Origin of the sequence: Nonomuraea sp. 10N515B (genome assembly GCF_052245915.1) — a bacterium.
Classification (GTDB): Bacteria; Actinomycetota; Actinomycetes; order Streptosporangiales; family Streptosporangiaceae; genus Nonomuraea.
The window spans coordinates 215,738-238,615 of sequence record NZ_JBQQBQ010000014.1; the positions used below are offsets into that span (position 1 = coordinate 215,738).

The 22,878-nt window shown below is 69.6% G+C and carries 24 protein-coding genes, 1 tRNA gene and 2 riboswitches; of the genes, 11 read left to right on the plus strand and 14 right to left on the minus strand.

All coding sequences use genetic code 11. The features are described from left to right. Nucleotides 1-35 precede the first annotated feature (35 nt). Genes rph through ACTWQA_RS23550 form a run of 3 tightly spaced genes read left to right on the plus strand, consistent with a single transcriptional unit; the run spans nt 36 to nt 2,967 of the window. Nucleotides 36-755: a ribonuclease PH gene (gene rph, locus ACTWQA_RS23540; protein ID WP_443161281.1), complete on the plus strand. Its 720-nt coding sequence runs from the start codon at nt 36-38 to the stop codon at nt 753-755. Continuing rightward, entirely contained in the window at nt 752-1,345 is a 594-nt protein-coding gene (locus tag ACTWQA_RS23545; RefSeq protein ID WP_443161282.1) for an XTP/dITP diphosphatase, read from the plus strand. Before rph ends, ACTWQA_RS23545 begins: the two co-directional genes overlap by 4 nt. Before the next feature lie 35 nt (nt 1,346-1,380). Then, nucleotides 1,381-2,967, plus strand: coding sequence for a molybdopterin-dependent oxidoreductase (locus ACTWQA_RS23550; protein ID WP_443161283.1), 1,587 nt, complete (start codon nt 1,381-1,383; stop codon nt 2,965-2,967). Here ACTWQA_RS23550 and ACTWQA_RS23555 read toward each other — a convergent pair. Next, the gene (locus ACTWQA_RS23555) at nt 2,948-3,475 is read right to left on the minus strand and encodes a hypothetical protein (protein WP_443161284.1); all 528 of its coding nucleotides are present in this window, start codon (nt 3,473-3,475) and stop codon (nt 2,948-2,950) included. The genes ACTWQA_RS23550 and ACTWQA_RS23555 overlap by 20 nt on opposite strands. Further along, the gene (locus tag ACTWQA_RS23560; RefSeq protein ID WP_443161285.1) at nt 3,475-4,074 is read right to left on the minus strand and encodes a DUF6286 domain-containing protein; all 600 of its coding nucleotides are present in this window, start codon (nt 4,072-4,074) and stop codon (nt 3,475-3,477) included. Before ACTWQA_RS23560 ends, ACTWQA_RS23555 begins: the two co-directional genes overlap by 1 nt. A 136-nt stretch (nt 4,075-4,210) precedes the next feature. On the opposite strand from ACTWQA_RS23560, the gene ACTWQA_RS23565 reads away from it, so the two are divergent. After that, a complete protein-coding gene (locus tag ACTWQA_RS23565; RefSeq protein WP_443161286.1) occupies nt 4,211-5,404 on the plus strand; it encodes an amino acid deaminase/aldolase in 1,194 nt (397 codons plus the stop codon). 92 nt (nt 5,405-5,496) lie between these two features. Here ACTWQA_RS23565 and ACTWQA_RS23570 read toward each other — a convergent pair whose 3' ends face one another. Continuing rightward, nucleotides 5,497-5,829, minus strand: a complete 333-nt coding sequence (locus ACTWQA_RS23570) for a DUF3618 domain-containing protein (RefSeq protein WP_305918310.1) — start codon at nt 5,827-5,829, stop codon at nt 5,497-5,499. Nucleotides 5,830-5,987: 158 nt separating this feature from the next. On the opposite strand from ACTWQA_RS23570, the gene bcp reads away from it, so the two are divergent. Continuing rightward, entirely contained in the window at nt 5,988-6,476 is a 489-nt protein-coding gene (gene bcp, locus ACTWQA_RS23575; protein ID WP_443161287.1) for a thioredoxin-dependent thiol peroxidase, read from the plus strand. Nucleotides 6,477-6,594: 118 nt separating this feature from the next. Continuing rightward, nucleotides 6,595-6,677 (plus strand) — tRNA-Leu (locus ACTWQA_RS23580). Nucleotides 6,678-6,680: 3 nt separating this feature from the next. Here the strand turns inward: ACTWQA_RS23580 and ACTWQA_RS23585 are convergent. Together ACTWQA_RS23585 and ACTWQA_RS23590 are read right to left on the minus strand one after the other, a co-directional pair. Further along, entirely contained in the window at nt 6,681-7,682 is a 1,002-nt protein-coding gene (locus tag ACTWQA_RS23585) for an HNH endonuclease signature motif containing protein (protein WP_443161288.1), read from the minus strand. A 90-nt stretch (nt 7,683-7,772) separates the two neighbouring features. Then, nucleotides 7,773-8,306 (minus strand): hypothetical protein, encoded by a 534-nt coding sequence (locus ACTWQA_RS23590; RefSeq protein WP_443161289.1) that lies wholly within the window; start codon nt 8,304-8,306, stop codon nt 7,773-7,775. A gap of 88 nt (nt 8,307-8,394) precedes the next feature. On the opposite strand from ACTWQA_RS23590, the gene ACTWQA_RS23595 reads away from it, so the two are divergent. From ACTWQA_RS23595 to ACTWQA_RS23610, 4 genes are all read left to right on the plus strand, one after another. Next, entirely contained in the window at nt 8,395-9,639 is a 1,245-nt protein-coding gene (locus tag ACTWQA_RS23595; RefSeq protein ID WP_443161290.1) for a sensor histidine kinase, read from the plus strand. A gap of 14 nt (nt 9,640-9,653) precedes the next feature. Then, nucleotides 9,654-10,304: a response regulator transcription factor gene (locus tag ACTWQA_RS23600; protein WP_443161291.1), complete on the plus strand. Its 651-nt coding sequence runs from the start codon at nt 9,654-9,656 to the stop codon at nt 10,302-10,304. Between the two features lie 109 nt (nt 10,305-10,413). Then, on the plus strand, nt 10,414-11,154 hold the full coding sequence (locus ACTWQA_RS23605; RefSeq protein WP_443161292.1) for an ABC transporter ATP-binding protein: 741 nt from the start codon (nt 10,414-10,416) through the stop codon (nt 11,152-11,154). Nucleotide 11,155: 1 nt separating this feature from the next. Next, nucleotides 11,156-13,645, plus strand: coding sequence for an ABC transporter permease (locus tag ACTWQA_RS23610; protein ID WP_443161293.1), 2,490 nt, complete (start codon nt 11,156-11,158; stop codon nt 13,643-13,645). A gap of 157 nt (nt 13,646-13,802) precedes the next feature. On the opposite strand, the gene ACTWQA_RS23615 is transcribed toward ACTWQA_RS23610, so the two are convergent. The 6 genes from ACTWQA_RS23615 to gcvT form a co-directional block, all read right to left on the minus strand. Beyond that, nucleotides 13,803-14,072 carry a hypothetical protein gene (locus ACTWQA_RS23615; protein WP_305918302.1) on the minus strand — a complete coding sequence of 90 codons (270 nt, stop codon included), beginning with the start codon at nt 14,070-14,072 and terminating at the stop codon, nt 13,803-13,805. Next, nucleotides 14,069-15,310 carry a toxin glutamine deamidase domain-containing protein gene (locus ACTWQA_RS23620; RefSeq protein ID WP_443161294.1) on the minus strand — a complete coding sequence of 414 codons (1,242 nt, stop codon included), beginning with the start codon at nt 15,308-15,310 and terminating at the stop codon, nt 14,069-14,071. Before ACTWQA_RS23620 ends, ACTWQA_RS23615 begins: the two co-directional genes overlap by 4 nt. A gap of 205 nt (nt 15,311-15,515) precedes the next feature. Then, the gene (locus ACTWQA_RS23625) at nt 15,516-15,893 is read right to left on the minus strand and encodes a type II toxin-antitoxin system Phd/YefM family antitoxin (protein ID WP_443161295.1); all 378 of its coding nucleotides are present in this window, start codon (nt 15,891-15,893) and stop codon (nt 15,516-15,518) included. Between the two features lie 115 nt (nt 15,894-16,008). Beyond that, nucleotides 16,009-17,385, minus strand: coding sequence for an L-serine ammonia-lyase (locus ACTWQA_RS23630; protein WP_443161296.1), 1,377 nt, complete (start codon nt 17,383-17,385; stop codon nt 16,009-16,011). Between the two features lie 57 nt (nt 17,386-17,442). Then, nucleotides 17,443-17,832: a glycine cleavage system protein GcvH gene (gene gcvH, locus ACTWQA_RS23635; RefSeq protein ID WP_305918297.1), complete on the minus strand. Its 390-nt coding sequence runs from the start codon at nt 17,830-17,832 to the stop codon at nt 17,443-17,445. After that, nucleotides 17,829-18,914, minus strand: a complete 1,086-nt coding sequence (gcvT, locus tag ACTWQA_RS23640; RefSeq protein WP_443161297.1) for a glycine cleavage system aminomethyltransferase GcvT — start codon at nt 18,912-18,914, stop codon at nt 17,829-17,831. The genes gcvH and gcvT overlap by 4 nt, the downstream gene beginning before the upstream one ends. Nucleotides 18,915-18,948: 34 nt before the next feature. Next, nucleotides 18,949-19,044, minus strand: a riboswitch (glycine riboswitch). Next, a riboswitch (glycine riboswitch) is annotated at nt 19,045-19,142 on the minus strand. Between the two features lie 93 nt (nt 19,143-19,235). On the opposite strand from gcvT, the gene ACTWQA_RS23645 reads away from it, so the two are divergent. Further along, nucleotides 19,236-20,069 carry a hypothetical protein gene (locus ACTWQA_RS23645; protein ID WP_443161298.1) on the plus strand — a complete coding sequence of 278 codons (834 nt, stop codon included), beginning with the start codon at nt 19,236-19,238 and terminating at the stop codon, nt 20,067-20,069. Here the strand turns inward: ACTWQA_RS23645 and ACTWQA_RS23650 are convergent. Genes ACTWQA_RS23650 through ACTWQA_RS23660 form a run of 3 tightly spaced genes read right to left on the minus strand, consistent with a single transcriptional unit; the run spans nt 20,066 to nt 22,878 of the window. Beyond that, complete coding sequence (locus ACTWQA_RS23650) at nt 20,066-20,758, minus strand: gamma-glutamyl-gamma-aminobutyrate hydrolase family protein (protein ID WP_443161299.1); 693 nt, start codon at nt 20,756-20,758, stop codon at nt 20,066-20,068. The genes ACTWQA_RS23645 and ACTWQA_RS23650 overlap by 4 nt on opposite strands. 9 nt (nt 20,759-20,767) lie before the next feature. Further along, the gene (locus ACTWQA_RS23655; RefSeq protein ID WP_305918294.1) at nt 20,768-21,532 is read right to left on the minus strand and encodes a 3-oxoacyl-ACP reductase; all 765 of its coding nucleotides are present in this window, start codon (nt 21,530-21,532) and stop codon (nt 20,768-20,770) included. Nucleotides 21,533-21,537: 5 nt separating this feature from the next. Continuing rightward, nucleotides 21,538-22,878, minus strand: a complete 1,341-nt coding sequence (locus ACTWQA_RS23660) for an aldehyde dehydrogenase family protein (protein ID WP_443161300.1) — start codon at nt 22,876-22,878, stop codon at nt 21,538-21,540.

Sequence of the window (22,878 nt, forward strand, 5' to 3'; positions counted from 1 at the left end):
CAAGAGCGTTGTGGCTCGGAGATAGGGTGATCTGCATGTCCAGACAGGATGGCCGCAACCCTGACCAGCTTCGCCCGATCACCATCACCCGGCATTGGCTCGCCCATGCCGAAGGCTCGGTGCTGGTCGAATTCGGCGGCACCAAGGTGTTGTGCGCGGCTTCGGTCCAGGACAGCGTGCCGCGCTGGCGGAGAGGCAGCGGGCAGGGCTGGGTTACGGCCGAATATGCCATGCTCCCGCGAGCGACCAATACTCGTAACGATCGCGAATCGGTCCGCGGCAAAATCGGCGGACGCACTCACGAGATTTCGCGGTTGATCGGGCGTTCGCTGCGCGCTTGCGTCGATTACAAGGCGTTGGGGGAAAACTCCATTCTGCTCGACTGCGACGTCCTGCAGGCCGACGGCGGCACCAGGACCGCCGCGATCACCGGTGCATACGTGGCGCTGGCCGACGCGGTCGCCTGGATGCGCGAGCGGCGCATGTGCCCGGGGGACCCGCTGATCGGCTCGGTCTCGGCGGTCTCGGTCGGAGTGGTCGGCGCGGTGCCGATGCTCGACCTCTGCTACACCGAGGACGTCGCCGCCGAGACCGACATGAACGTCGTCATGACGGGGGAGGGCAGCTTCGTAGAGGTGCAGGGCACCGCCGAGGGCTCCCCGTTCGACCGGGGCGCGCTCGACCAGCTGCTGGACCTCGCCGTGGTCGGCTGCGAGGAGCTCACGCTGATCCAGCGGGAGACGCTGGGGTCATGAAGATCGTGCTGGCCACCCGCAACGCGGGCAAGATCGCCGAGCTGCGGCGCATCCTGTCCGGGTTCGAGATCGTGGGGCTCGAGGAGTTCCCCTCGATCGGTGAGGTCGCCGAGACCGGGGTGACGTTCGAGGAAAACGCCCTGCTCAAGGCGCACGCCGTCGCCCAGGGATCCGGCTTGCCGGCGGTCGCCGACGACTCCGGGCTGTGCGTCGACGTGCTCAACGGCATGCCCGGCGTCTTCTCCGCCCGCTGGTCGGGGCGGCACGGTGACGATCAGGCCAATCTCGACCTGCTGCTCGCGCAGCTCTCCGACGTGCCGGCGGACCGGCTGACCGCCTTCTTCGCCTGCGCCGCCGCGCTGGCTCTGCCGTCCGGTGAGTCCCGCGTGGTCGAGGGCACGCTCCAGGGCCGTCTCGTCACCACGCCGCGCGGGTCCAACGGGTTCGGCTACGACCCGATCTTTCTACCCGACGGCCACGACCGCACCACGGCCGAGATGTCCGCCGAGGAGAAGGACGCCATCAGCCACCGGGGGCGGGCCTTCCGTGCGCTGGCGCCGATCGTGCGTGACCTCGTAACCGTCGTGTAAGAACCCGGCGGTGCCAGGCGGCGTAGCGTCGCATTGTGCAGAGGAATTCGATGGCGCCCGCCTGGGCGGGAGCCTTGGTGGGATGGGTGTCCGGGGGAGTGGCCCTGGGGACGGCCTTGCTCGTGGCGGGGTTCGTCAGACCGGAGGCGTTTCCCGTTCTCGCGGTGGCCGACGCCACGGTCGATCTGTCGCCGGCCCCGGTCGTGGAGTTCGCGAAAGAGACGTTCGGTTTCTACGACAAGCCCGTGCTCGTCGGCGGGGTGCTGGTGGTGCTCGCGGGGGTCGCCGCCGCCATCGGGGTGCTGGCCCTGCGGCGGCTCGCCTACGGCTTCGCGGGGCTGGCCGTGTTCGGGGTGGTCGGGGTGCTCGCGGTCGTGACCCGGCCGGACAGCGCCGGGGGCCTGGACGCGCTGCCGACCGTGGTGGGAGTGGCGGCCGGTGCGTGGGCGCTCTCGTGGCTGGTACGCCGGGCGGCAGGCGCACGCGGCCACCAGGCGGCCGAGGTCACCGATCACGGCGCCACGGATGAGGAGCCACGGACGGGGGCGGAGCCGGCGTTCGATCGGCGGCGGCTGCTGACCGGGGTCGCCGGTGGTGCGGTGGTCGCCGGCGCGTCCGCCCTGCTCGGGTGGCAGGTCGGCGATCGGCGGACGGTGAGCGCCGCCCGGGTGCGCTTGGCGCTCCCCACCCCGGCGACTCCGGCCAAGCCCATCCCCGCAGGCGCGGACTTCCGCATCAGCGGTTTGTCTCCCTTTATCACGAAAAATCAGGATTTCTATAGGATCGACACGGCCCTGATCGTCCCCCAAGTCGATCCGAACGACTGGACGCTCCGCATCCACGGCATGGTCGACCGCCCCATCGAGATCACCTACGCCGACCTTCTCAAGATGCCGCTCACCGAGGCCGACGTCACGCTCACCTGCGTCTCCAACGAGGTCGGCGGCGACCTCGTCGGCAACGCCCGCTGGCTCGGCGTCCGCATGGCCGAGGTGCTGCGGCAGGTCGGCCTGCACGCGAACGCCGACATGCTGCTGTCCACCTCCGCCGACGGCTTCACCTGCGGCACCCCGGTCGACGTGGTCATGGACGGCCGCGACGCGCTGTTCGCGGTGGCGATGAACGGCGAGGCCCTCCCCGTGGCCCACGGCTTCCCGGTACGGCAGGTGGTGCCTGGACTGTACGGGTACGTGTCGGCCACCAAGTGGGTGGTGGACCTCAAGGTGACCAGGTTCGACAGGGACCAGGCGTACTGGACTCCCCGCGGGTGGTCGGCCACGGGCCCCATCAAGACCCAGTCGCGCATCGACGTGCCCACGTCGGGGGCCTCGCTGAAGGCGGGGCGTACCACGATCGCCGGTGTGGCGTGGGCCCAGCACACGGGGATCGACGCCGTGGAGGTGCGGGTCGACGGCGGCGAATGGCGTCAGGCGCGGCTGGCCGAGGTCCCCGGCCCCGACACCTGGCGGCAGTGGTCACTCGACTGGGACGCCACGCCTGGCCGGCACACGATCCAAGTACGGGCGACCGACGCCGCCGGACATACCCAGACCGAGCAGCAGGCCCCGCCCGCCCCCGACGGCGCGACCGGCTGGCACACACTCACAGTGCTGGTGGCCTAGCGCCGGCGGACCGCTGGCGGCGCACGTGCAGCCGTACGAGGGTGGGGGCGTCGTCGTCATGGAGCTCGCGTCGGATCTTGCCGACGATGTCCTGGTCCAGCTTGCTCGCCACCGCCCCGACATCGGCTGTGGCCGGGCACGACAGGGCGATGCGCATGCCGTCCTGACCGACCCGCACCCATGCCCGGCCCACCCCTTCGACGGCCTTGAGCCCGACGTACAGCATGGCCGTGCCGGTGCCGTTGCGGGTGCCGCGGCGGCCCCAGCCCAGGCAGAGCAGCAGCCAGCGGAGGGCGGCCAGGGACAGCAGGAGCAGGGCCAGCGCCAGCGCCCACAGCAGCCAGGGCTCGGCGGCCAGGGCGCGGTACGCCTGAGGCGGGAGGATCTTGGCGTTCGGCGGGAGGTCGAGGAGGCGGTCCTGGCCGCGGAGCCAGGCGTAGGCGCCCAGGCCCAGCAGCGTGCCCCCGACGATGCCCAGCCCGATGCGGTTGCCGAGATACTGGCGCATTACCCGCCCTTCCTGCGCAGGCGGACGACGACCTGGCCGGCGCCGAGCGTGCCCACGCCGGCCAGCCGATCGCCGACCGCGGTGCCGACCTGCCTGAGCATCGAGCCCGAGCTCTCCGCCCGGGTCACGACGGTGACCTCGATGGTGCCTCTGCGCAGCCGTACCCGCGCCTTGTCGACCTCGGCCACCTGCTGGGCGGCCGCGCGCAGGGTACGGCGCAGGCCGGAGCGGGTGATGCCGATGACGATCAGCGGATCCGAGGTCTGCACCGGCACCAGCTTGTAGCGGCCGGGCACGATCGCGAGCAGCACCATCAGCGCGCCCGCCACCGCCGTCGCCAGCGCGGCCGTGGCCGCCTCCGGCCACGTGGTGTCGCCGGCGAGCTCGACGAGCTCGTTCACGGGCACCCAGCCGAGGGGGTGGCCGAGCAGCGCCGACACCACCTCCGCCGCGGTCGCTCCCAGCCCGGCCGCCAGCGCGAGCGAGACGACGGCGCCCGGGAGGGTCCGCGCCGGCCTGAGCGCCCGGCTTGCCCTGCGCAGCCCGGTGGGTTGCGTGGTCGCCGGGGCGCTGGGCCGTTGCCGCTGAAGCGTGGTCATCACAACGACAGACGTACATGGGGCATGCACGGCCTGGACCGCCCCTCGCCGCCGATTTGCCCGAACATTACGGGGAAGCGGATGAACATGAATTGGGCTCATATTCATTTGCCCCATATGCCGTTACCCTGCTCATATGGACGAGCGCCAGCGTTACGACCGCGCCACAGCGGCTCTGGAGCCGCCCTTCGCGATCCTCGACCTGGCGGCCATGCGCGCCAACGCGGCGGATCTCGTACGGCGGGCGGGCGGCAAGCCGATCCGGGTGGCCAGCAAGTCGGTACGCAGCCGCGCCGTGCTCGAACGTGTCCTGGCCATGGACGGCTTCCGCGGCATCATGGCCTTCACGCTGCCCGAGGCGCTGTGGCTGGCCGGTCACGGCTTCACCGACATCCTGGTGGCCTATCCGACGGCCGACCGGCACGCGCTGGCGGCGCTGGCCGGGGACGCGCAGGCGGCCAGGCACATCACGGTGACCATCGACTCCGCGGCTCACCTGAACTTCATCGAGGCGGCCGTGGCGTCGGCACGGCCGCGGGCCGAGATCCGGGTGTGCATCGACCTTGATGCCGGATATGTCGCCTTCGGCGGGAAATTTCGGGCGGGCGCGCTGCGATCATCCATCCGCGAATCCGAGCAGGCCGCCGACCTGGCCGCCATCGTCGCCAAACGACCGGGCTTCCGGCTGACCGGGCTGCTGGCGTACGAGGCCCAGATCGCCGGCGTCGGCGACGCCCCGCCGGGGAAGGCCTTGTACGCCCGCGCCATCCGCCTCATGCAGGCACAGTCGGCCAGGGAACTCGTCATGAGACGCGGCCGCATCGTGAACGCCGTCCGCCAGGTCACCGACCTCGAATTTGTGAACGGCGGCGGCACCGGCTCCATCGAGCGGACCGTACGCGAGAAGGCGATCACCGAGGTCGCCGCCGGCTCCGGCCTGTTCCATCCCCGCTTGTTCGACTTCTACCGGCGCTTCACAGGCCACCCCGCCGCGCTGTTCGCGCTGCCGGTGGTGCGCCGGCCTGGCCCGGACACGGTGACGGTGCTCGGCGGCGGGTACGTGGCTTCCGGGGCGGCGGGGCCGAGCCGGCTGCCGCAGCCGTACCTGCCCGCCGGCCTGCGGTACACACCCGACGAGGGCGCGGGCGAGGTGCAGACGCCGCTGCTCGGCCAGGCGGCGCAGGATCTGCGGATCGGGGACAGGGTGTGGTTCAGGCACGCCAAGGCGGGCGAGCTGTGCGAGCGCTTCGACACCCTGCATCTCGTGGACGGTGACACGCTCGTGGAGTCGGTGCCCACGTACAGGGGCGAAGGCCAGACGTTCCTCTGAAGCCCGGCCCTTCCTCCCAAGAGCGGCGCCGTCAGGTCAGGGGTGCCGTACCGCCTGGTCAGGGACGCCGCCTGGTCAGCGGAGCCGTCTGGTCAGCGGAGCCGGCGCCGGCGGCGCCAGAGCACGATGGCGGCCCCCACGACCAGCGCCGCACCCACCCCGATCAGCACCGGAGCCAGGTTGGGCCGCTCCTCCTCCCACACCCCTTCAACGGTGTCGGCGTATTCGACCGGCTTCTGCGTCACCCCCAGGGCATCGCCCACGGACGCCACGAAATGCCCGGCCCTGCTCTTGACGTCGGCGACCGTGCGCTCGGCGACCCGCTTGGGGCTCACCCGGTCGGCAATGGCGTCGACCGTCTGAGCCAACTCCGCGCGCGTGCGCGCGATCCGCCGCTCCAACTCGTCGGGATCGGTGTCAGCCATGGCTCTCCTTTCGACCGTATGAGGGGCCGCGCCCGCTCCGCGTGCCGTGCGAGCTCCGTCCGTTCTGGTCCTGATCAGTCTGTCAGGTCCCCACACCGCACGGCACGGCGACAGGGCCGGTAACCGGTAGGTTTGCGGGAGGAACTGAGGAGGGCCCCGTGACCGATACCCAGCAGACCGCAACCAAGCTCGCGCCCGGCGACGCCGCGCCCGAATTCACGCTCCCCACTGCCGACGGCGGCACCGTCTCGCTCGACGCCTACCGCGGCAAGCGAGTGATCCTTTATTTCTACCCTGCCGCGATGACGCCCGGCTGCACCAAGCAGGCCTGCGATTTCCGCGACAACCTGGCACAGCTGACGGACGAGGGTTTCGTGGTGCTCGGCGTGTCGAAGGACAAGCCGGCGAAACTCGCCAAGTTCGCCGAGCGCGACGCGCTGACCTTTCCCCTGCTGTCGGACCCCGACCTGGCCATCCATCAGGCGTACGGGGCGTACGGCACGAAGAAGTTGTACGGCAAGGAGGTTGTGGGCGTCATTCGCTCGACGTTCGTCATCGACGGGGAGGGGAAGGTCGAGCAGGCCCTCTACAACGTGAAGGCCACGGGGCACGTGGCTTCGCTGAAGAAGAAGCTGGGCCTGGCCTGACCCCCGCCGCGGGACACCGTTGACGAGCGTCCTCAGGGAAACCGTGTCGTCATCACAGGGGCGCCTGTGCCCCGTCTGGAGCGCTAAACTATGTGAGGCCTGCTTTGGGCGGGGCTGTGCGGGCGTGGCGAAATGGCATACGCGGCAGGTTTAGGTCTTGTTGGTGGAGACACCGTGGGGGTTCGAGTCCCCCCGCCCGCACCTCTACGCACTTCGGCGGCCTCTGTTTCGCCCGGCAAATGTCGCCGTTTGCGAGTGGCAGTTCGGGCACAGCAGGCGAAGGTTTTCTTGGCGGTTGTCGAGGGGATTGCCGTTGATGTGGTCGACCTCGAGCGTCAGTGGTGCTCCTTGCCACAGGTCACCGACTCCGCACTTCTCACAGGCAGCGGGCACGCCGATATCGCTTAGTGCACGTCGGAGGACGCGTCCTGGGGTACGGCCTGCGCCGGGAGGTCGTACCACCAAAATTGCGCGCGGGTCGCTGCGCGGTCTGCTCAGAATCAGAAGAGAACTGGTGAGCGTGCGGTCGAAGCGGGACGTGTCGATGCGGTAACGGGCGATGTAGCGCAGGACACGTCGCCGGTTGGTCTCGGTGACCGGCAGATTGAGAAGGCGCATCATCGACACGACCGAGCGTGACGCCTCGGCGGCCGATCTGACGTCCGCCTCGCGGAGTCGGATGCGCTGAAACCCGGAGGGTTCCGGCAGCCTGAACGCCTTAAGTTGACGGCGGATCTCTTCTCGCGACCTCCCGGACTCGGGCATGTCAAGACGTCGCAGAATCTCCCGCATGCTCCTTGCACCGTCCGCCGCCTTTTCTAGAGTGCCGCGATCGAACTGTTGATGGGGTGTCGGCCGATGCCCGTTAACGTGTGAGAAATGGGAGATGTCGAGACCTAGAGCCTTGATGCGGCGGCTGATATGTGAATGCGCCCCACCGCTGCGAGTCATTCCCAAGTGCTCGAGAACCCCGTTGACGCTTGTAGAAGCGGCCACCGCAGCGGACAGGATCTCGGGCGTGTATTTGCTATAGGATGAGCGCCGGAAATGACTGGCATCGATCCCAAGCTCGGCAATCTTCCGTTTGAGTGCGGCGCGGCGGCCGCCAGAGTTGTTCAAGCCGAGCAGCGACAGGAGCTCTGTCATCGACCTGGCCTGACTCGCGACTCGGGCCAGCTCTTCCGCAGTGAGATCGGCGTTCCGCATGGATACAGCGTAGGAAGGCCAACCGACAATTTTCCGAATGACCTGCGCCTCGAGCTGTCCGTATTTCGTGAAATAGGCGATTTGGTCGGACTAGCCGGTGCTGGTCGGCTCGGTATTGGGCCGGATTCTCTGGCCGAACGGCGCCTCGCAGACGACGCCGTTCCCGGTCTCCTGGCAGACCTCTCCGAGCCGATCCGGGATCACGAGGCGTCTCGGCCCCAAGTCGGGATATTGCATGTACACGCCATGACGGTCGTGCCGGTCGCCCAGATTGCTCACCACCGCCACTGCGGTACCGCCGAACAGGGCGCCCACGATCAGGCCGATCAGACCGGCGCCGACAATCTGGGTCGGCTTCTGCCGGAGATAGTCACGGAAAGAGGCGTCGGGGCGCCGGGAGGAATCCCAACCGGTTGAGCCGGGCATGGTGTGCGCGGCCGCCGTGTCGTCCTGGCTCACCTGGGGGCCCGGGGGGATCTCTCCGTACTTCAGGTTGGGCTGCTGGTTGGGGTACACGTCCGTGTCGCGCTCGTTCGAGGGGGCCGCAGGCTCCTCCCGGGCAGGGTCGCGCGGTGCTTCCTCTTCACCGCGCGACCCAGCGTCGCGATCATGATCCGCCATCACGATCTCCCTTTACTCGCCCGCTGGAGGGGCGCTCCCGGTATAGAGAATGCCCAAACGGCCGTAAGACCCGCGTAAGACCTTCGCTGGTGTGCGACCTGGGTCGTACTCCTACTTCCGCCTGGAGGCGGAGCGATGGCGGGCCCGGGTTACGTATCGTGAGGATGTGTTCGGCAGGGTACGGGCGTGGTCCAGACGCCATGAGAAGCTGGCGGGCGCCCTCCGGGTCGCGCCTCTCGCCGCGCTGTGCGCCATTCTCGCGGTGCCGTTCGCGACCAACACGTCGCCGGGCGGTGGGCAATATGTCGGATTGGCCAGCTACGTGGGGTTGTCGGTGCTGCTGCTGGTGCCGCTGCTGTGGCCAGGCTGGCCGCTCGCGGCGTTCGCGGCCATCTCGCTGGTCTGCTTCGGCCAGTGGTTAGCGGACGTCGACCTGCTGCCGGCCAACCTCTCGGTGCTGGTCGCGCTGTGGGCGGTGGCCTACCGGTGCTCGTTCCGCTGGGCGCTGGCCGCTGGCCTGGTGGCGGAGCTGGGGATGTTCATGGCGCTGGTCAGCTGGGACGCGCCGACGTTCGGGATGTTCTTCAGCGGCTCGATCTTCGTGGTCACGATCTGGCTGACCGGCCTGTACGCCAACACCCGCCGCCGTTACCTGGAGGGCCTGGAGGAACGCGCCGAGCGGGCCGAACGCGAGCGGGACCAGCAGGCCAGGATGGCCGCCGCGGCCGAGCGCGCCAGGATCGCCAGGGAGCTGCACGACGTCGTGGCCCACAACGTCAGCGTCATGGTGGTGCAGGCCGACGGCGCGGGCTTCGCCCTGGACAGCGACCCCGAGCAGGCCCGCCAGGCCGTCAGGACCATCTCCAAGACCGGCCGGGCGGCGCTCGCGGAGATGCGCAGGCTGGTCGGCGTGCTGCGCGAGAACGAGCACGGAGACACCGATTACACCCCCCAGCCGGGGCTGGCCCAGCTGGAGGAGCTGATATGCGGCTCGGCCGTGCCCGCCAGGCTGCGGGTCTCCGGCGTGCCCAGAGAGCTGCCCGAGGGCCAGCAGCTCGCGATCTACCGCATCGTCCAGGAAGCCCTCACCAACGCGCTCAAACACGGCGGCCCGGACGTCCAGGCGATCGTGGAGATCGAGTACGGCGCCCCCGACCTGGTCGTCCGCGTGACCGACGACGGCAGGGGAGCCGCCGCCCCGCACAGCTCCGACGGCCACGGGCTGATCGGCATGCGCGAACGGGTCGGCATGTACGGTGGCGCGATGTCGGCGGGCCCGCGCTCTGGCGGCGGCTTCGAGGTGCTGGCCAGGTTGCCCATGGTCAAAGCGGCGTAGGAGGAGGCGGCCTGGTGATACGTGTGATGCTGGTCGACGATCAGGAGCTGTTGCGCGCCGGCTTCAGGATGGTGCTCGGAGCACAGCCGGACATCGAGGTGGTGGCCGAGGCCGGCGACGGGGCGGCGGCCCTGGAGCTGCTGAAGACCACCGAGGTGGACGTCGTGCTCATGGACGTGCGCATGCCCACCATGGACGGCGTCGAGGCGACCAGCCGGATCGACGGGCCGAAGGTGCTGATCCTGACCACGTTCGACCTGGACGAGTACGCGTTCGCGGCGGTCAAAGCAGGCGCGGCCGGCTTCCTGCTGAAGGACGTGCCGCCGGACGACCTGGTCAGCGCCATCAGGCACGTGCACGCGGGCGACGCCGTGGTGGCGCCGCCTACCCTGCGGCGCATGCTGGACCGGTTCGCCGGGCAGCTGCCGTCGGGGGAGCCGGCCAGGACGGCCGACCTCACGCCCCGTGAGCGGGAGGTCCTGCTCATGGTGGCGCGCGGCCTGTCCAACATGGAGATCGCGGGCCGCCTGGAGGTGGCGGAGGCGACGGTGAAGACGCATCTGGGGCGGGTGCTGGCCAAGCTGGGCCTGCGGGACCGGGCGCAGGTGGTGGTGTACGCGTACGAGAGCGGCCTGATCGTGCCGTCCCATCGACCGAAAGTCTGACCCGGGTCGTCTGGAGTCCTACAAGAAGTCCCTCCTCAGGACCCATGGATCAAGAAATTTCCACTCCTAGCGTGGTTCGCGTTGTTCTGGTCCGCGACAAGGAGTGAATGTGACGCTCACCCAGGCCCCGCCTGCCGTGGTGGCCACGAATTTGACCAAGGTGTACGGTCACGGCGACGCCGAGGTGCACGCTCTGCGCGGGGTCGACGTGACCTTCGCGACCGGGGCGTTCACCGCGATCATGGGCCCGTCGGGTTCCGGCAAGTCCACGCTCATGCACTGCCTGGCGGGGCTCGACACCGCCACCTCCGGCACCGTGCACATCGGTGACGTGGAGCTGACCGGGCTGACCGACCGGCAGCTCACGCTGCTGCGCCGCGAGCGGATCGGCTTCGTCTTCCAGGCGTTCAACCTGCTGCCCACGCTGACCGCCGAGCAGAACATCCGGCTGCCGCTCGACATCTCCGCCCGCCAGGCCGACCAGGCGCTGTTCGACCGCGTGATCGACACGGTCGGGCTGCGCGACCGGCTGTCGCACCGGCCGACCGAGTTGTCCGGCGGCCAGCAGCAGCGCGTGGCCGTGGCCAGGGCGCTGATCAGCAAGCCTCAGGTGATCTTCGCCGACGAGCCGACGGGCAACCTGGACTCGCGCAGCGGCGCCGAGATCCTGTCCTTCCTGCGCACGTCCGTACGCGAGCTGAGCCAGACCATTGTCATGGTCACGCACGACCCGGTGGCGGCCGCGTACGCCGACCGCGTGGTCTTTCTCCACGACGGCGAGCTCGTCACCGAGCTCGCCGCGCCGACGCCGCAGTCCGTGCTGGACACGCTCGTGAAACTGGAGGGGTGAGGTGCTGAAGACGGCACTGGCCGGGCTGCGCGCGCACCGGCTCCGGTTGTTGCTCACCTCCCTGGCGATCATGCTGGGGGTGGGGTTCATCGCGGGCACGTTCGTGCTGAACGACACCATCCAGGCCGGCTTCTCCCAGCGGGTCACGGCCGACGCCGCCAAGGTCGACGTGGCCGTCCTGCCGAAGGACCCCGGCGGCGTGTTGTCCGAGAAGATCTTGGAGCGCGTACGCGCCGTCGAAGGCGTCACCGAGGCGCAGGGCCTGATCCGGGAGCCCGCGCCGCTGCTCGGCAAGGACGGCAAGGTCGTGGGCAGCGTGCCCACCACGGCCGTCTCGATCGTGCGTGGGCCGCTGGATCGCACCGCGATCGTCTCCGGCTCGGGCCCCGGCACCGACGACCAGGCGGCCGTCCTCGACGAGAACACCGCCAAGGCCCAGAAACTCCAGATCGGCGACACGATCACCGTGCTCGACGGCTCGCAGAGTCAGCACCGGTTCAAGCTGGTCGGTCTGCTCGATCCCGGCGTGGACCAGGAACTCGCGTACACCGGCGTCGTCGGCTTCACGGCGGCCACCGCGCAGCGGATGACCGGCGCGAAGGGGTACCGCGAGATCGATGTCGCCGGCCCGTCCGCCGGGCTGAAGCAGCTCGTGGCGGCGGCCGCCGGCGGCGCCGCCGTGGTCAGGACCGGCGATGAGCTGGCCGCCGACCTGGCCAGTGCGGCCGGGTTCGAGATGCGGACGCTGACCGTGGGGCTGCTGCTGTTCGGCGCGGTGGCGATGATGGTGGCCGCGCTGGTCATCTACAACACGTTCGGCATCCTCGTCGCGCAGCGGACCAGGGAGATGGCGCTGCTGCGGTGCATCGGGGCCACGCGGGGGCAGGTGTTCGGCTCGATCCTGCTGGAGTCGGTGGCGGTCGGTCTGATCGCCTCCGCGTCCGGCCTGGTCATCGGGTACGGCCTGGCCGTTCTCACGCTCGCGGTCCTCGGCGCGCTCGACGCTCCGCTGCCCACCGACGCGGCCGTCACGCTGGCGCCGGCCACGATCGCCATCGGCCTGGCCGTCGGCCTGGTGGTCACGGTGTGCGCGGCGCTCCTGCCTGCCCGTTCGGCCACCCGGGTGCCGCCCGTCGCGGCGCTGCGCACGCAGGTGGAGGAGCAGACGTACCGCACCGGCGTGCTGCGCTGGCTCTTCGCGGCGCTGTTCCTGCTGGCCGGGATGGGGACGACCGGCTTCGGCGTATGGGGGATGCGGCCTGGCGAGCCGCCCACCCTGTTCGTCGTGATGGCCGGCGGCGCTCTGACCTTCCTCGCCGTGCTGATCCTCGGGCCGGTGCTGGTCAAGCCGCTGAGCGCGGCGGTGGGCTGGATCCCGGCCCGGTTGTTCGGCGTGCCGGGGCGGCTGGCGCTGGACAATTCCGCGCGCAACCCCTCGCGGGCCGCCACGACGACCGTCGCGCTGACCATTGGCGTGACGCTTATGACGCTGCTGTCGGTGCTCAGCGCCTCCACCCGGGTGAGCGTGTGGAGCAAGCTCGACGAGCAGTTCCCCGTCGACTACATGCTGGCCACGCAGGGGCGCGAGGCCGGTGTGCCCCGGTCGGTGGCGGAGGAGCTGCGCGGCAAGCCGGAGCTGGCCTCCGTGCTGCAGTTCCGCAGGACTCCGATCAAGGTGGGGGACCGGCGCTACGACATCGGCACCTACCACGGGACCGTCACCCCCGAGGTCGTCGCCGGGTCCACGACCGGGATGTCCACCGGTGAGGTGGCGCTGCTCGACTACGCGGCCGAGGAGCTGGGCGTGACGGTCGGCGGCACCGTAAGGGCCAAGACCGACCTGGCGGGGACCGTGCCGTTGCGCGTGGTCGCCGTGTTGAAGGGCGAGAACTCCACACTGCCCGCCCTCACCGTTGCCGAGCAGCCGTTCGACACGTACTTCGACCGGCTGCCCGACTCCAGTGTGATGATCAACATCCGCGACGGTGTGCCGGCCGAGCGGGCGCGCGCGGTGGTGGAGGCGGCCGTCGCCGCCCACCCGACCGTCCAGTTGGCGAGCTCGACCGAGATACGCGGCCAGTTCGAAGAGACGCTGGACATGCTGCTCCTGATCGTTACCGGCTTGCTGGGGCTGGCGATCCTGATTTCGTTGCTGGGGATCGCGAACACCCTGTCGTTGTCGGTCCATGAACGCACCAGGGAGTCTGCGCTGCTGCGGGCGCTCGGGCTGACCCGGCCGCAGTTGCGCCGGATGTTGTTCATCGAGGCTCTGGTGCTGGGGCTGATCGGGGCGTTGGTCGGGGTCGTGCTGGGTGGCGTGTTCGGATGGGCCGCCGTGATGGCGATGCTGGACGGGGCCGTGTTGTCGGTGCCGGTGCCGCAGATCGCGTTGTTCGTGGTGTTGTCGGGGGCGGCGGGTGTGGTGGCCGCTGTGCTCCCGGCCCGCCGTGCGGCCCGGGCCTCGATCGTCGGCGCGCTCGCCACCGGCTGATCGGACGAAGAGCCCCTAACGCGAATAAATCCGAAAAACGCGGATAGAGGGAACACGCGGTGCGGGCTGCCCCGGTATCTCGTTCCCGGCAGCCCGCACGCCAAGGGTCGGGCGTCTCATGGGGGCGGCGCCCGGCCCTTTCCTTTGTCTGGTTCCTTTATCTGGGGACGGGACCGGGCCACAACTCGGCGACCGTCTCCGGGTCGAGCAGCGGCCGGGCCACCACCTCTCCCGTGGCCCGGTCGATCACGATGCACCCGCCGCCGACGGTCTCCGGCAACGTGCCGGGATCGTCGGGATCGAGCTCCCGCACCCAGGCGACATAGCCGTCGTGGAACCCGAAAATCCCCACGGGCAGCGCCTCGCCCAGCGGCCGGACCCCGTTGAAGTACTCCTCAGCCAGAGCCCGAGCCTGCTCCAGGTTCATCGCGGCCGCCCCTGGCGGTCGAGTATCACGCAGAACACCCCGGTCACCGTCGTGTAAGGCGGCTCGACGGACATGTGCCCCCGCTGCGCGTCGATCCAGATCACCTCACCGTCCGCGTTGACCGCATTCCAGACGTGGGTGCCACCTCCCGGCCAACGCACCACGATGACGGCACAGGCCCCGTGCCCGGCCCCGGCCAGCCGCCGCGCGATCATCGGGTACGCGTGCCGCCCCTGCCCCGCGTACTCCAGCCGCTGCCCCACCCACCGCTCGATCCTGGCCCGGCTGTCGTGCTCACCGGTCAGCAGCGGGCGTCCGATCCTGTCGTACTCGGGCAGCCTGGGGGCTGCCGTGGTGGGCTCCCCGTGCCACGTGGACAGCACGGCCAGCGCGCAGTCGGCCGCGTTGGAGGCCCGGAACGGGTCGTCGGCCGGCCCGCCGCTGTTGATGAGCCGGATCCAGGTGCCGCGGGGGTCGGGGAAGCGGGTGCCCAGCGGCAGCGCCTCAATCAGGTCCCGCTCGACCTGCGGATCCGGGTGTGCGAGCCCACCCCGCACACCGTACGGGCGGCTCTCGGCGAGCCTGGGCGGCCGGTGCGGCCGCTCGAACCAGTCGCCGTCCACGATCCGCTCGGCAGGCGCGTCTAGAATGTCGAACCGCCGACCGGAGGTCGCGACAACGCCGTCGCCGTTGCTCAACGGCATCGCACGGGATTCACCAGGGAGCGCCGCACACGGCCCGGCGGGAGGTGCGGGGAGGGACCCGGCAGGGTGAGGCACGACCTGGGATTCGGCCAGAGACGTGGCTCGCGAGTTGCCCGGATGGGTGCCTCCAGGGTTGGCCGGAGGCGCAGCGGGCGAGTCGGCCGGAGGTGGCGTGGCTCGGGAGTCGGTCGACGGGGTGGCTCGGGAGTCGGCCGCAGGCGCCATGCCGGACTCAGCGTCGGGCAACACACGGCATTCACCCAGGGGCGCCGGACCCAGGTCGACAAGGGGCGGCGCATCGCCAGGCCGATCCGCGCGAGGCACGTCCACAGGCTCGGGCACGTCCACCGGCTCCGGCACGTCGAAAGGCTCTAAGGTGGTCGCGCCCTGGAAAGCCCCGCCCTCGGGCATGGACGCGGCGTCCATCTCGGCGGCCCGCTCATAGTCGAGCCACCGCACTCCCTCCCCGACCTCTGGGTTGTACTGCCCCTCTGGAAGGACCCGCCGGACACTCGGCTTGCGCTCGCGGAACACGGCTTGCCTCCTGTCATCATCGATGACCGATCGTAGAGGAGCCGTCACTCACAGGAGGCGAAGTCGGGAAGATTCGCCGCTTGAACCACCCGCCGTACCTGCGCAAACAGGCCTAATCTCGACCGTTGGGGCCCGCATGTGGTTCAACTGTTCAGGCTAATGACGAGAAGACGTACCTCGTCGTCGTAGATCGTAAACTTCACCGTCAGGGCCGAGGTGCATGCAGTCCTAGCGATTCGGCCAGCTTGGCTTCCAGCTCTTCGCGTGAGTCGGCGGTGATGACGACCGTACCTTCGGGGTCGGGCTCGCCGCGCTCGATCCGCGCAATACCCTCCCGGATAACCCGTCGGTCCTCCTCATCTTGGAGCCGCTGCAGCTTCTCCTTGAGTGCGGCGTAATCTGACGCCGAAACCAGTACGGCCTCCGGACGGCCATGACGCGTGATCGTCACCGGGTGATGCGCATGGTGGGCCTGTGCGACGAGAACGCCGAGCCTCTCTCGGGCCTCCTGGAGCGGAACGGTATCCATGCCTTCACAGGTTCTCAAGGTTTCCATGCTCAATCGCGGCGGCTGGCTCGCCATGGACTTGTCGCCTCAAGAGTCGTTTGACGGTTTCAGGAGGGGCACGCTGGAGCGTTTGCGCTGGATGAAGATGGAGTGAGGTGGCCACCGCTTAGCCGGGGTGCCATCGGTCAGGTCAGCACTCGATCACGTTGACGGCTAGGCCGCCTCGCGACGTCTCCTTGTACTTGTCCAGCATGTCCCGGCCGGTGTCCCTCATCGTCTTGATCGCCTTGTCCAGGGCCACAAAGTGCTTCCCATCGCCGCGCAAGGCGATTCTCGCCGCCGTGATCGCCTTGTTGGAGGCGACCGCGTTGCGTTCGATGCACGGGATCTGGACCAGGCCGCCGATCGGGTCGCAGGTCAGGCCCAGGTTGTGTTCGATGCCGATCTCGGCGGCGTTCTCCACCTGCTCGGGCGTGCCGCCCATGACCTCCGTGAGGGCGGCGGAGGCCATCGAGCAGGCCGAGCCGACCTCGCCCTGGCAGCCGACCTCGGCCCCGGAGATCGAGGCGTTCTCTTTGAACAGGACGCCGATGGCGGCGGCGGTGAGGAGGAAGCGGACTACGCCGTCGTCGTCGGCGTGGGGGACGAAGCGGGTGTAGTACGTCAGGACGGCCGGGATGATGCCGGCGGCGCCGTTGGTGGGGGCGGTGACGATGCGGCCGCCGGCGGCGTTTTCTTCGTTGACCGCCAGGGCGAAGAGCGTCACCCAGTCCATGGCCTGGAGCGGGTCCTTCTCGGGCGGCTCGGTCTGCAGGCGGCGGTAGAGCTGGTTGGCGCGGCGCTTGACCTTGAGACCGCCGGGCAGGACGCCTTCTTTGGAGATGCCGCGGCGGACGCAGTCCGACATGACGTTCCACAGGTTGAGGATTCCGGTGCGGATCTCTTCCTCGGTGCGGCCGAAGGCCTTCTCGTTCTCCAGCATGAGGGCGGAGATCGACAGGCCGGTGTTCGAGCAGTGTTTGAGGAGCTCTTCCCCTGTGGTGAAGGGGTAGGGGAGCACGGTGTCGTCGGGCTTGATGCGGTCGGCGCCGGTGGCGTTCTCGTCCACGACGAAGCCGCCGCCGACCGAGAAGTAGACCTTTTCCCGCAGCGTGTCGCCGTCTGCGGTGTAGGCGGTGAAGCGCATGCCGTTCGGGTGTTCGGGGAGGGAGATCTTGCGTTCGAAGATCAGGTCCTCGCCGACGACGAAGGGGACCTCATGGGTGCCGTAGAGCTTGACGGTGCCGGAGGCGCGCATCGCGGCCAGGCGGTCGTCGATGGTGTCCACGTCCACGAGTTCGGGCTTCTCGCCCGACAGGCCCAGCAGGACGGCCTTGTCGCTGCCATGACCCTTGCCGGTGAGGCCGAGTGAGCCGTACAGGATGGCCTGGACGCGCGCCACGCGCGGCAGCAGGCCGTCCTCGTGCAGCCCCCGGGCGAACTTGTGCGCGGCCGCCATCGGGCCGCCCGTGTGCGAGCTGGACGGGCCGATACCGATCTTGAAGAGGTCGAAGACGCTGATCGCCATTGATGGGCGCCTTTCATGCAAGGCCGGGGCCCGCGGAACGGGCCCCGGCGAAATGGGTCAGGACTCGCCTGAGGTGAGCGCCTTGTACTCCTCGGCGGACAGCAGGTCCTCCGCGTCGCCTTCCATGCGGACGCGGAACATCCAGCCCTCGCCGTACGGGTCGCTGTTGACGACCGACGGGTCGTCCACGACGGCCTGGTTGATCTCGACGATCTCGCCGGCGACGGGCGTGTAGATCTCGCTCACGGACTTGGTCGACTCCACCTCGCCGACGGAGTCGCCGCCCTCTACGGTCGAACCGACCTCAGGGAGCTGCACGTAGACCACGTCACCGAGGGCGTCGGCGGCGAAGGCCGTGATGCCGACGGTCACGGTCAGCCCGTCATCGAGCCCGGCCACCCACTCGTGCTCCTTGGTGTAGCTCAGCTCGTCAGGGATGTTGCTCACTTCTTCCTCCTGTAAAAGGGCAGCTCTACCAGGTCCATAGGTTCTTGGCTGCCCCGGATGTCCACGGCCAGGCCTTCTTCGATGCCGGTGTCCACGTAAGCCATAGCAATGGGCTTGCCCAGAGTCTGGGAAGGCGCACCGCTGGTGACCTCGCCGACGACGGCGCCGTCTTTGGTAACCGGGTAACCGTGGCGCGGCACCCGGCGGCCCCGCGCGACCAGGCCGACGAGGCGGCGCCGCGGCGGGTCGTCCTTGACCGCCTCGAGCGCCGTCCTGCCGACGAAGTCGCCGGGCTTGTCGAATTTCACCACTCTGCCGAGCCCTGCGTCGAACGGGGTGAGCTCGGCGCTGAGTTCGTTGCCGTACAGGGGCATGCCCGCCTCGAGGCGGAGCGTGTCGCGGCTGGACAGGCCTGCGGGCTTGAGCCCGTACGGCTCGCCGGCCGCCATGAGGGCGTGCCACAGCGGCGCGGCATCCTCGTTCGCGACGAAGAGCTCGAAGCCGTCCTCGCCGGTGTAACCGGTGCGGGCGATCAGTGCCTGCCGTCCGTCCACCACGCCCGGCAGGCCCGCGTAGTACTTGAGGCCGCCGAGGTCGGCGTCGGTGAGCGTGGCGAGGATCTCCTGCGCCCGCGGGCCCTGGACGGCGATGAGCGCGTACTGGTCGGAGCGGTCGTCCACGACGGCGTTGTACGCCTTCGCGCGCTCTTTCAGCTCATTTCCGACTTTTTCGTAGTTTGAGGCGTTTGCCACCACCATGAACTCTTCGTCCCCGAGCCGGTAGACGATGAGGTCGTCGAGCACCCCGCCACGCTCGTTCACGATCATGGTGTATCTGGCCCGCCCGGGCTCCAGCGCTGACAGATGCCCGACCAGCGCATAGTCCAGGGCCTGGCCGGCCTGCGGGCCCGTCAGGAAGATCTCGCCCATGTGCGACAGGTCGAACAGCCCCGCCGCCTGCCGGACGGCGTTGTGCTCCGCGGACTCGCTGCCGTACCGGAGGGGCATGAGCCACCCCGCGAAGTCGGTCAGCGTGGCGCCGAGGCTCTCGTGAACGTCTCGTAGCGGTGTCGGTCGGGACATTTATCGCACCTCAGGACAGGATCGGATGCCAGCATCCTCCCCCTCTGTCATCGATGCCTGAGAGCTTCGCCCGGGTTTTGCCGGACTTTCACCTTCGGCGAGGCCCACAGGCCTGCTTTCCAGAGGACACCTCGTCCGTGCGGTCCTTTGCCTTGAGAGGTTCGCGGGGAGGGCTTGCTCCTTCAGGGACCCTGACCGGCTGTCAGGGTGCTCTCCCGCACGGTTTCGTGGGTGATGTCCCGTAAGCCTAGTGCCGTTACGGGGGTCTTGTCGCGTTCGGACGCCCGTGAACCGCTCGGGCGGTGATGACGTTGAAGGGGCATGAACAGGCGAATGGCGGCCCTCGGACTCGCGGCGGCCCTGACCATCACGTCCTGCGGCGCCGAGAGCGCCGCGTCCCCGGCGCCGCCTCCTCGGTACGAAGCCAGCCTGACGGTGCTCGAAGGCCACGGGCACGGGCCTCAGCTGTGCCGGGCGGTGGCCGAGTCCCTCCCGCCTCAGTGCGGTGGCCCCGACGTGGTCGGCTGGGACTGGAGCAAGGTCGAGCACGAGTCGCAGGGTGGCGTGAAATGGGGTTCGTACCGGGTCGTCGGCACCTGGGACGGCGCCCGGCTGACCCTTACGGAGCCGCCCGGCTCGCCCGTGTATGAAGAGCCTCCCACGACCGACTTCACCACCCCGTGCCCCGAGCCGGAGGGCGGCTGGCGGCCCGTCGATCCCGCCAAGGCCACGGAGGCGACCCTGGAGAAGGCGATGAAGCGGGCGGGGACGGCCAAGGAGTTCGCAGGCGCCTGGATCGAGCCCATCGGGCCGAAGCCCGACCCGTCGGAGGAACTCGACGCCTACGCGCGGGGGCAGGTGCTCAACCCCAGGTTCACCGGCGACCTGGCGGGGCGCGAGGCGTGGATCCGCGAGGTCTGGGGCGGCGCGTTGTGCGTCAGCGGCGCGGAGCGTACCGAGGCCGAGTTGCACGCGATCCAGCGGGAGGTCGAGAAGGAGCTGGGCGACGCCCTCATCTCCTCCGCGCCCAGCGTCACCCGCAACCGGGTCGAGGTGGAGACCTGGCTCGCCTCCGACGACCTGCGCCGCACGTTCGACCAGAAGTACGGCGCGGGCGTCGTCGTCCTCGACAGCGTGCTCAAGCCCGTCGGTTAGCGGCAGGCCGCCACGAAGGTTTCGAAGATCGCGCAGTCCTCGGCCGCCTCCGGGTGCCACTGCACGGCCATCGTGAACGACTCCGTGTCCATCTCGACCGCCTCGATCGTGCCGTCCTCGGCGGTCGCGGACACCGTGAGGCCCGGGGCGAGGCAGTCGATGGCCTGGTGGTGGTAGTGCGGGACTGTCACCGGCTCCGTGCCGAGGGCCTTGGCCAGGCGCGTGCCCGGCACGGGCACGACGGGCAGCGGGCCGAAGCGGCCGGGCGCGAGGGAGTGCCCCTCGTGCCCGACCACGTCCGGGAGGTGCTGGTGCAGGGTGCCGCCGAGGGCGACGTTGAGCACCTGGAGGCCGCGGCAGATCCCCAGGTACGGCAGACCGGCCTCGAGAGCGGCATTCAGCACCGCAAACTCGGCCTCATCCCGAAATTTGCGAACATAGCCGACCTTTTCCCCCAGCTCCTGGCTGTAGCGGGCCGGGTCGATGTCGCCCCCGCCCGCCAGGATGAGCCCGTCGAGCCGCCCCACGACAGGCGCGGGATCGCCGGCCGGCGGCAGCACGACCGGCTGCCCGCCGGCGCGGACGACCTGCTCCACGTACATGTACGGCAGCAGCGCGACGGTCATGTCCGCCCACACCGTGAACTTCGCCGGCTCGACGTAACAGGTGATCCCGATGACCGGACGCACGATTTCCTCCTAGAGCGGCGTCACGTAGGCGCCGGAGATGCCGCCGTCCACCAGGAACTCGCTGGCCGTGATGAACGACGCGTCGTCACTGGCCAGGAACGCCACCGCCGCCGCGATCTCCGTCGCCTCGGCGAAGCGCCCCACGGGTACGTGCACCAGCCGCCGCTGCGCCCGCTCCGGGTCCTTGGCGAACAACTCCCGAAGCAACGGCGTGTTGACCGGCCCGGGGCACAGGGCGTTCACCCTGATGCCCTCCCTGGCGAACTGCACGCCCAGCTCCCGCGACATCGCCAGCACGCCGCCCTTGGAGGCGGTGTAGGAGATCTGCGACGTCGCCGACCCCATCACGGCCACGAACGACGCCGTGTTGATGATCGAGCCCTTGCCCTGCCGCCGCATGTACGGGAGGACGTGCTTGCAGCACAGGTAGACGCTGGTCAGGTTGACCTCCTGGACGCGGCGCCAGGCGTCGATGCCGGTCTCCAGGATCGAGTCGTCGTCGGGCGGCGAGATGCCGGCGTTGTTGAAGGCGATGTCGACGCTGCCGTAGGTGTCGTAGGCGGTCTGGAACATCCTGACGACGTCGTCCTCGCTGGTCACGTCGGCCTTGATGAAGAGGCCGCCGACCTCGTTGGCGGCCTTGGCGCCCGCCTCCTCGTCGACGTCCACGCAGACGACCTTGGCGCCCTCCTCGGCGAACCTGCGGGCCGTGGCGAGCCCGATGCCGCTGCCCGCGCCGGTGATGACCGCCACCCGATCCTGCAACCGCTGCACTTGTTTCACTCCCAGGAGATGAAGACGTTCTTGGTCTCGGTGAACGCCGCCAGGGCGTCCGGGCCGAGCTCCCTGCCGAGTCCGGACTGCTTGAAGCCGCCGAAGGGGGTCCAGTAGCGGACCGAGGAGTTGGAGTTCACCGAGAGCGCGCCCGATTCGACCGCCCTGGCCACCCGGAGCGCCCGCCCGACGTCGCGGGTCCAGATGGAGCCGCTCAGCCCGTACGGGGTGTCGTTGGCGATCCTGACGGCGTCGGCCTCGTCCTTGAACGGCGCCACTGAGACCACAGGCCCGAAGATCTCCTCGGTGAACGCCCGGTCGGTGACGTCCGGGGTGAGCACGGTCGCCGGGAACCAGTAGCCCTTGCCCTGCGGGCACGTTCCCTGGAGGTAGGGCTCCTGGACGAAGCCGCGGACGCGTTCCAGGTGCTCGGCGCTGATCAGCGGGCCCATCTCGGTGCTCTCGTCGAGCGGGTCGCCGACCTTGATGGCCTGGACGGCGGGCGCGAGCAGGGCCATGAAGTCGTCGTACACGTCGGCCTGGACGAGCAGCCGGGAACGCGCGCAGCAGTCCTGGCCGGCGTTGTCGAAGACCGCGTAAGGAGCCGCCTTCGCGGCCTTCTCGAGGTCGGCGTCCGCGAAGATGATATTTGCTGATTTGCCGCCCAGCTCTAGCGTCACCCGCTTGACCTGCGTGGCCGCCTTGGCGGCGATCTCCTTGCCCACCTCGGTGGAGCCGGTGAACACGATCTTGGCCACGTCCGGGTGCTCGACCAGCCGGGCCCCCGTGACCTCCCCTGCCCCAGGCAGAACCTGGAGCACCCCCTCGGGGAGGCCCGCCGCCAAGGCCAGCTCCGCCAGCCTCAGCGCCGACAGCGGAGTCCATTCCGCCGGCTTGACGATCACGGTGTTACCGGCCGCCAGCGCGGGGGCCACGCCCCACGACATGATCAGCATGGGGAAGTTCCACGGCACGATGACGCCCACCACGCCCAGGGGCTCCTGGAACGTGATGTCCACACCGCCCGGCACCGGGATCTGCTTGCCGTGGTTGCGTTCGGGGGCGGCGGCGTAGAAGTGCAGGACGTCGCGTACGGCGCCGGCCTCCCAGCGGGCGCTCCCGATCGGGTGCCCGGCGTTGGCCAGCTCCAGCCCTGCCAGCTCCTCGCCGTGCTCGCCCACCAGGTCGGCGAAGCGCCGCAGCAGCCGCGCCCGGTCGCCGGGGGCCACGTCGCGCCAGGCCGGGTACGCCTTCCTGGCACGCTCCACCGCCCGGTCGACCTCGGCCGCGTCGGCCATCTCGACCTCGGCGAGCACGTCCTCGGTCGCCGGATTAACGATCTTCAT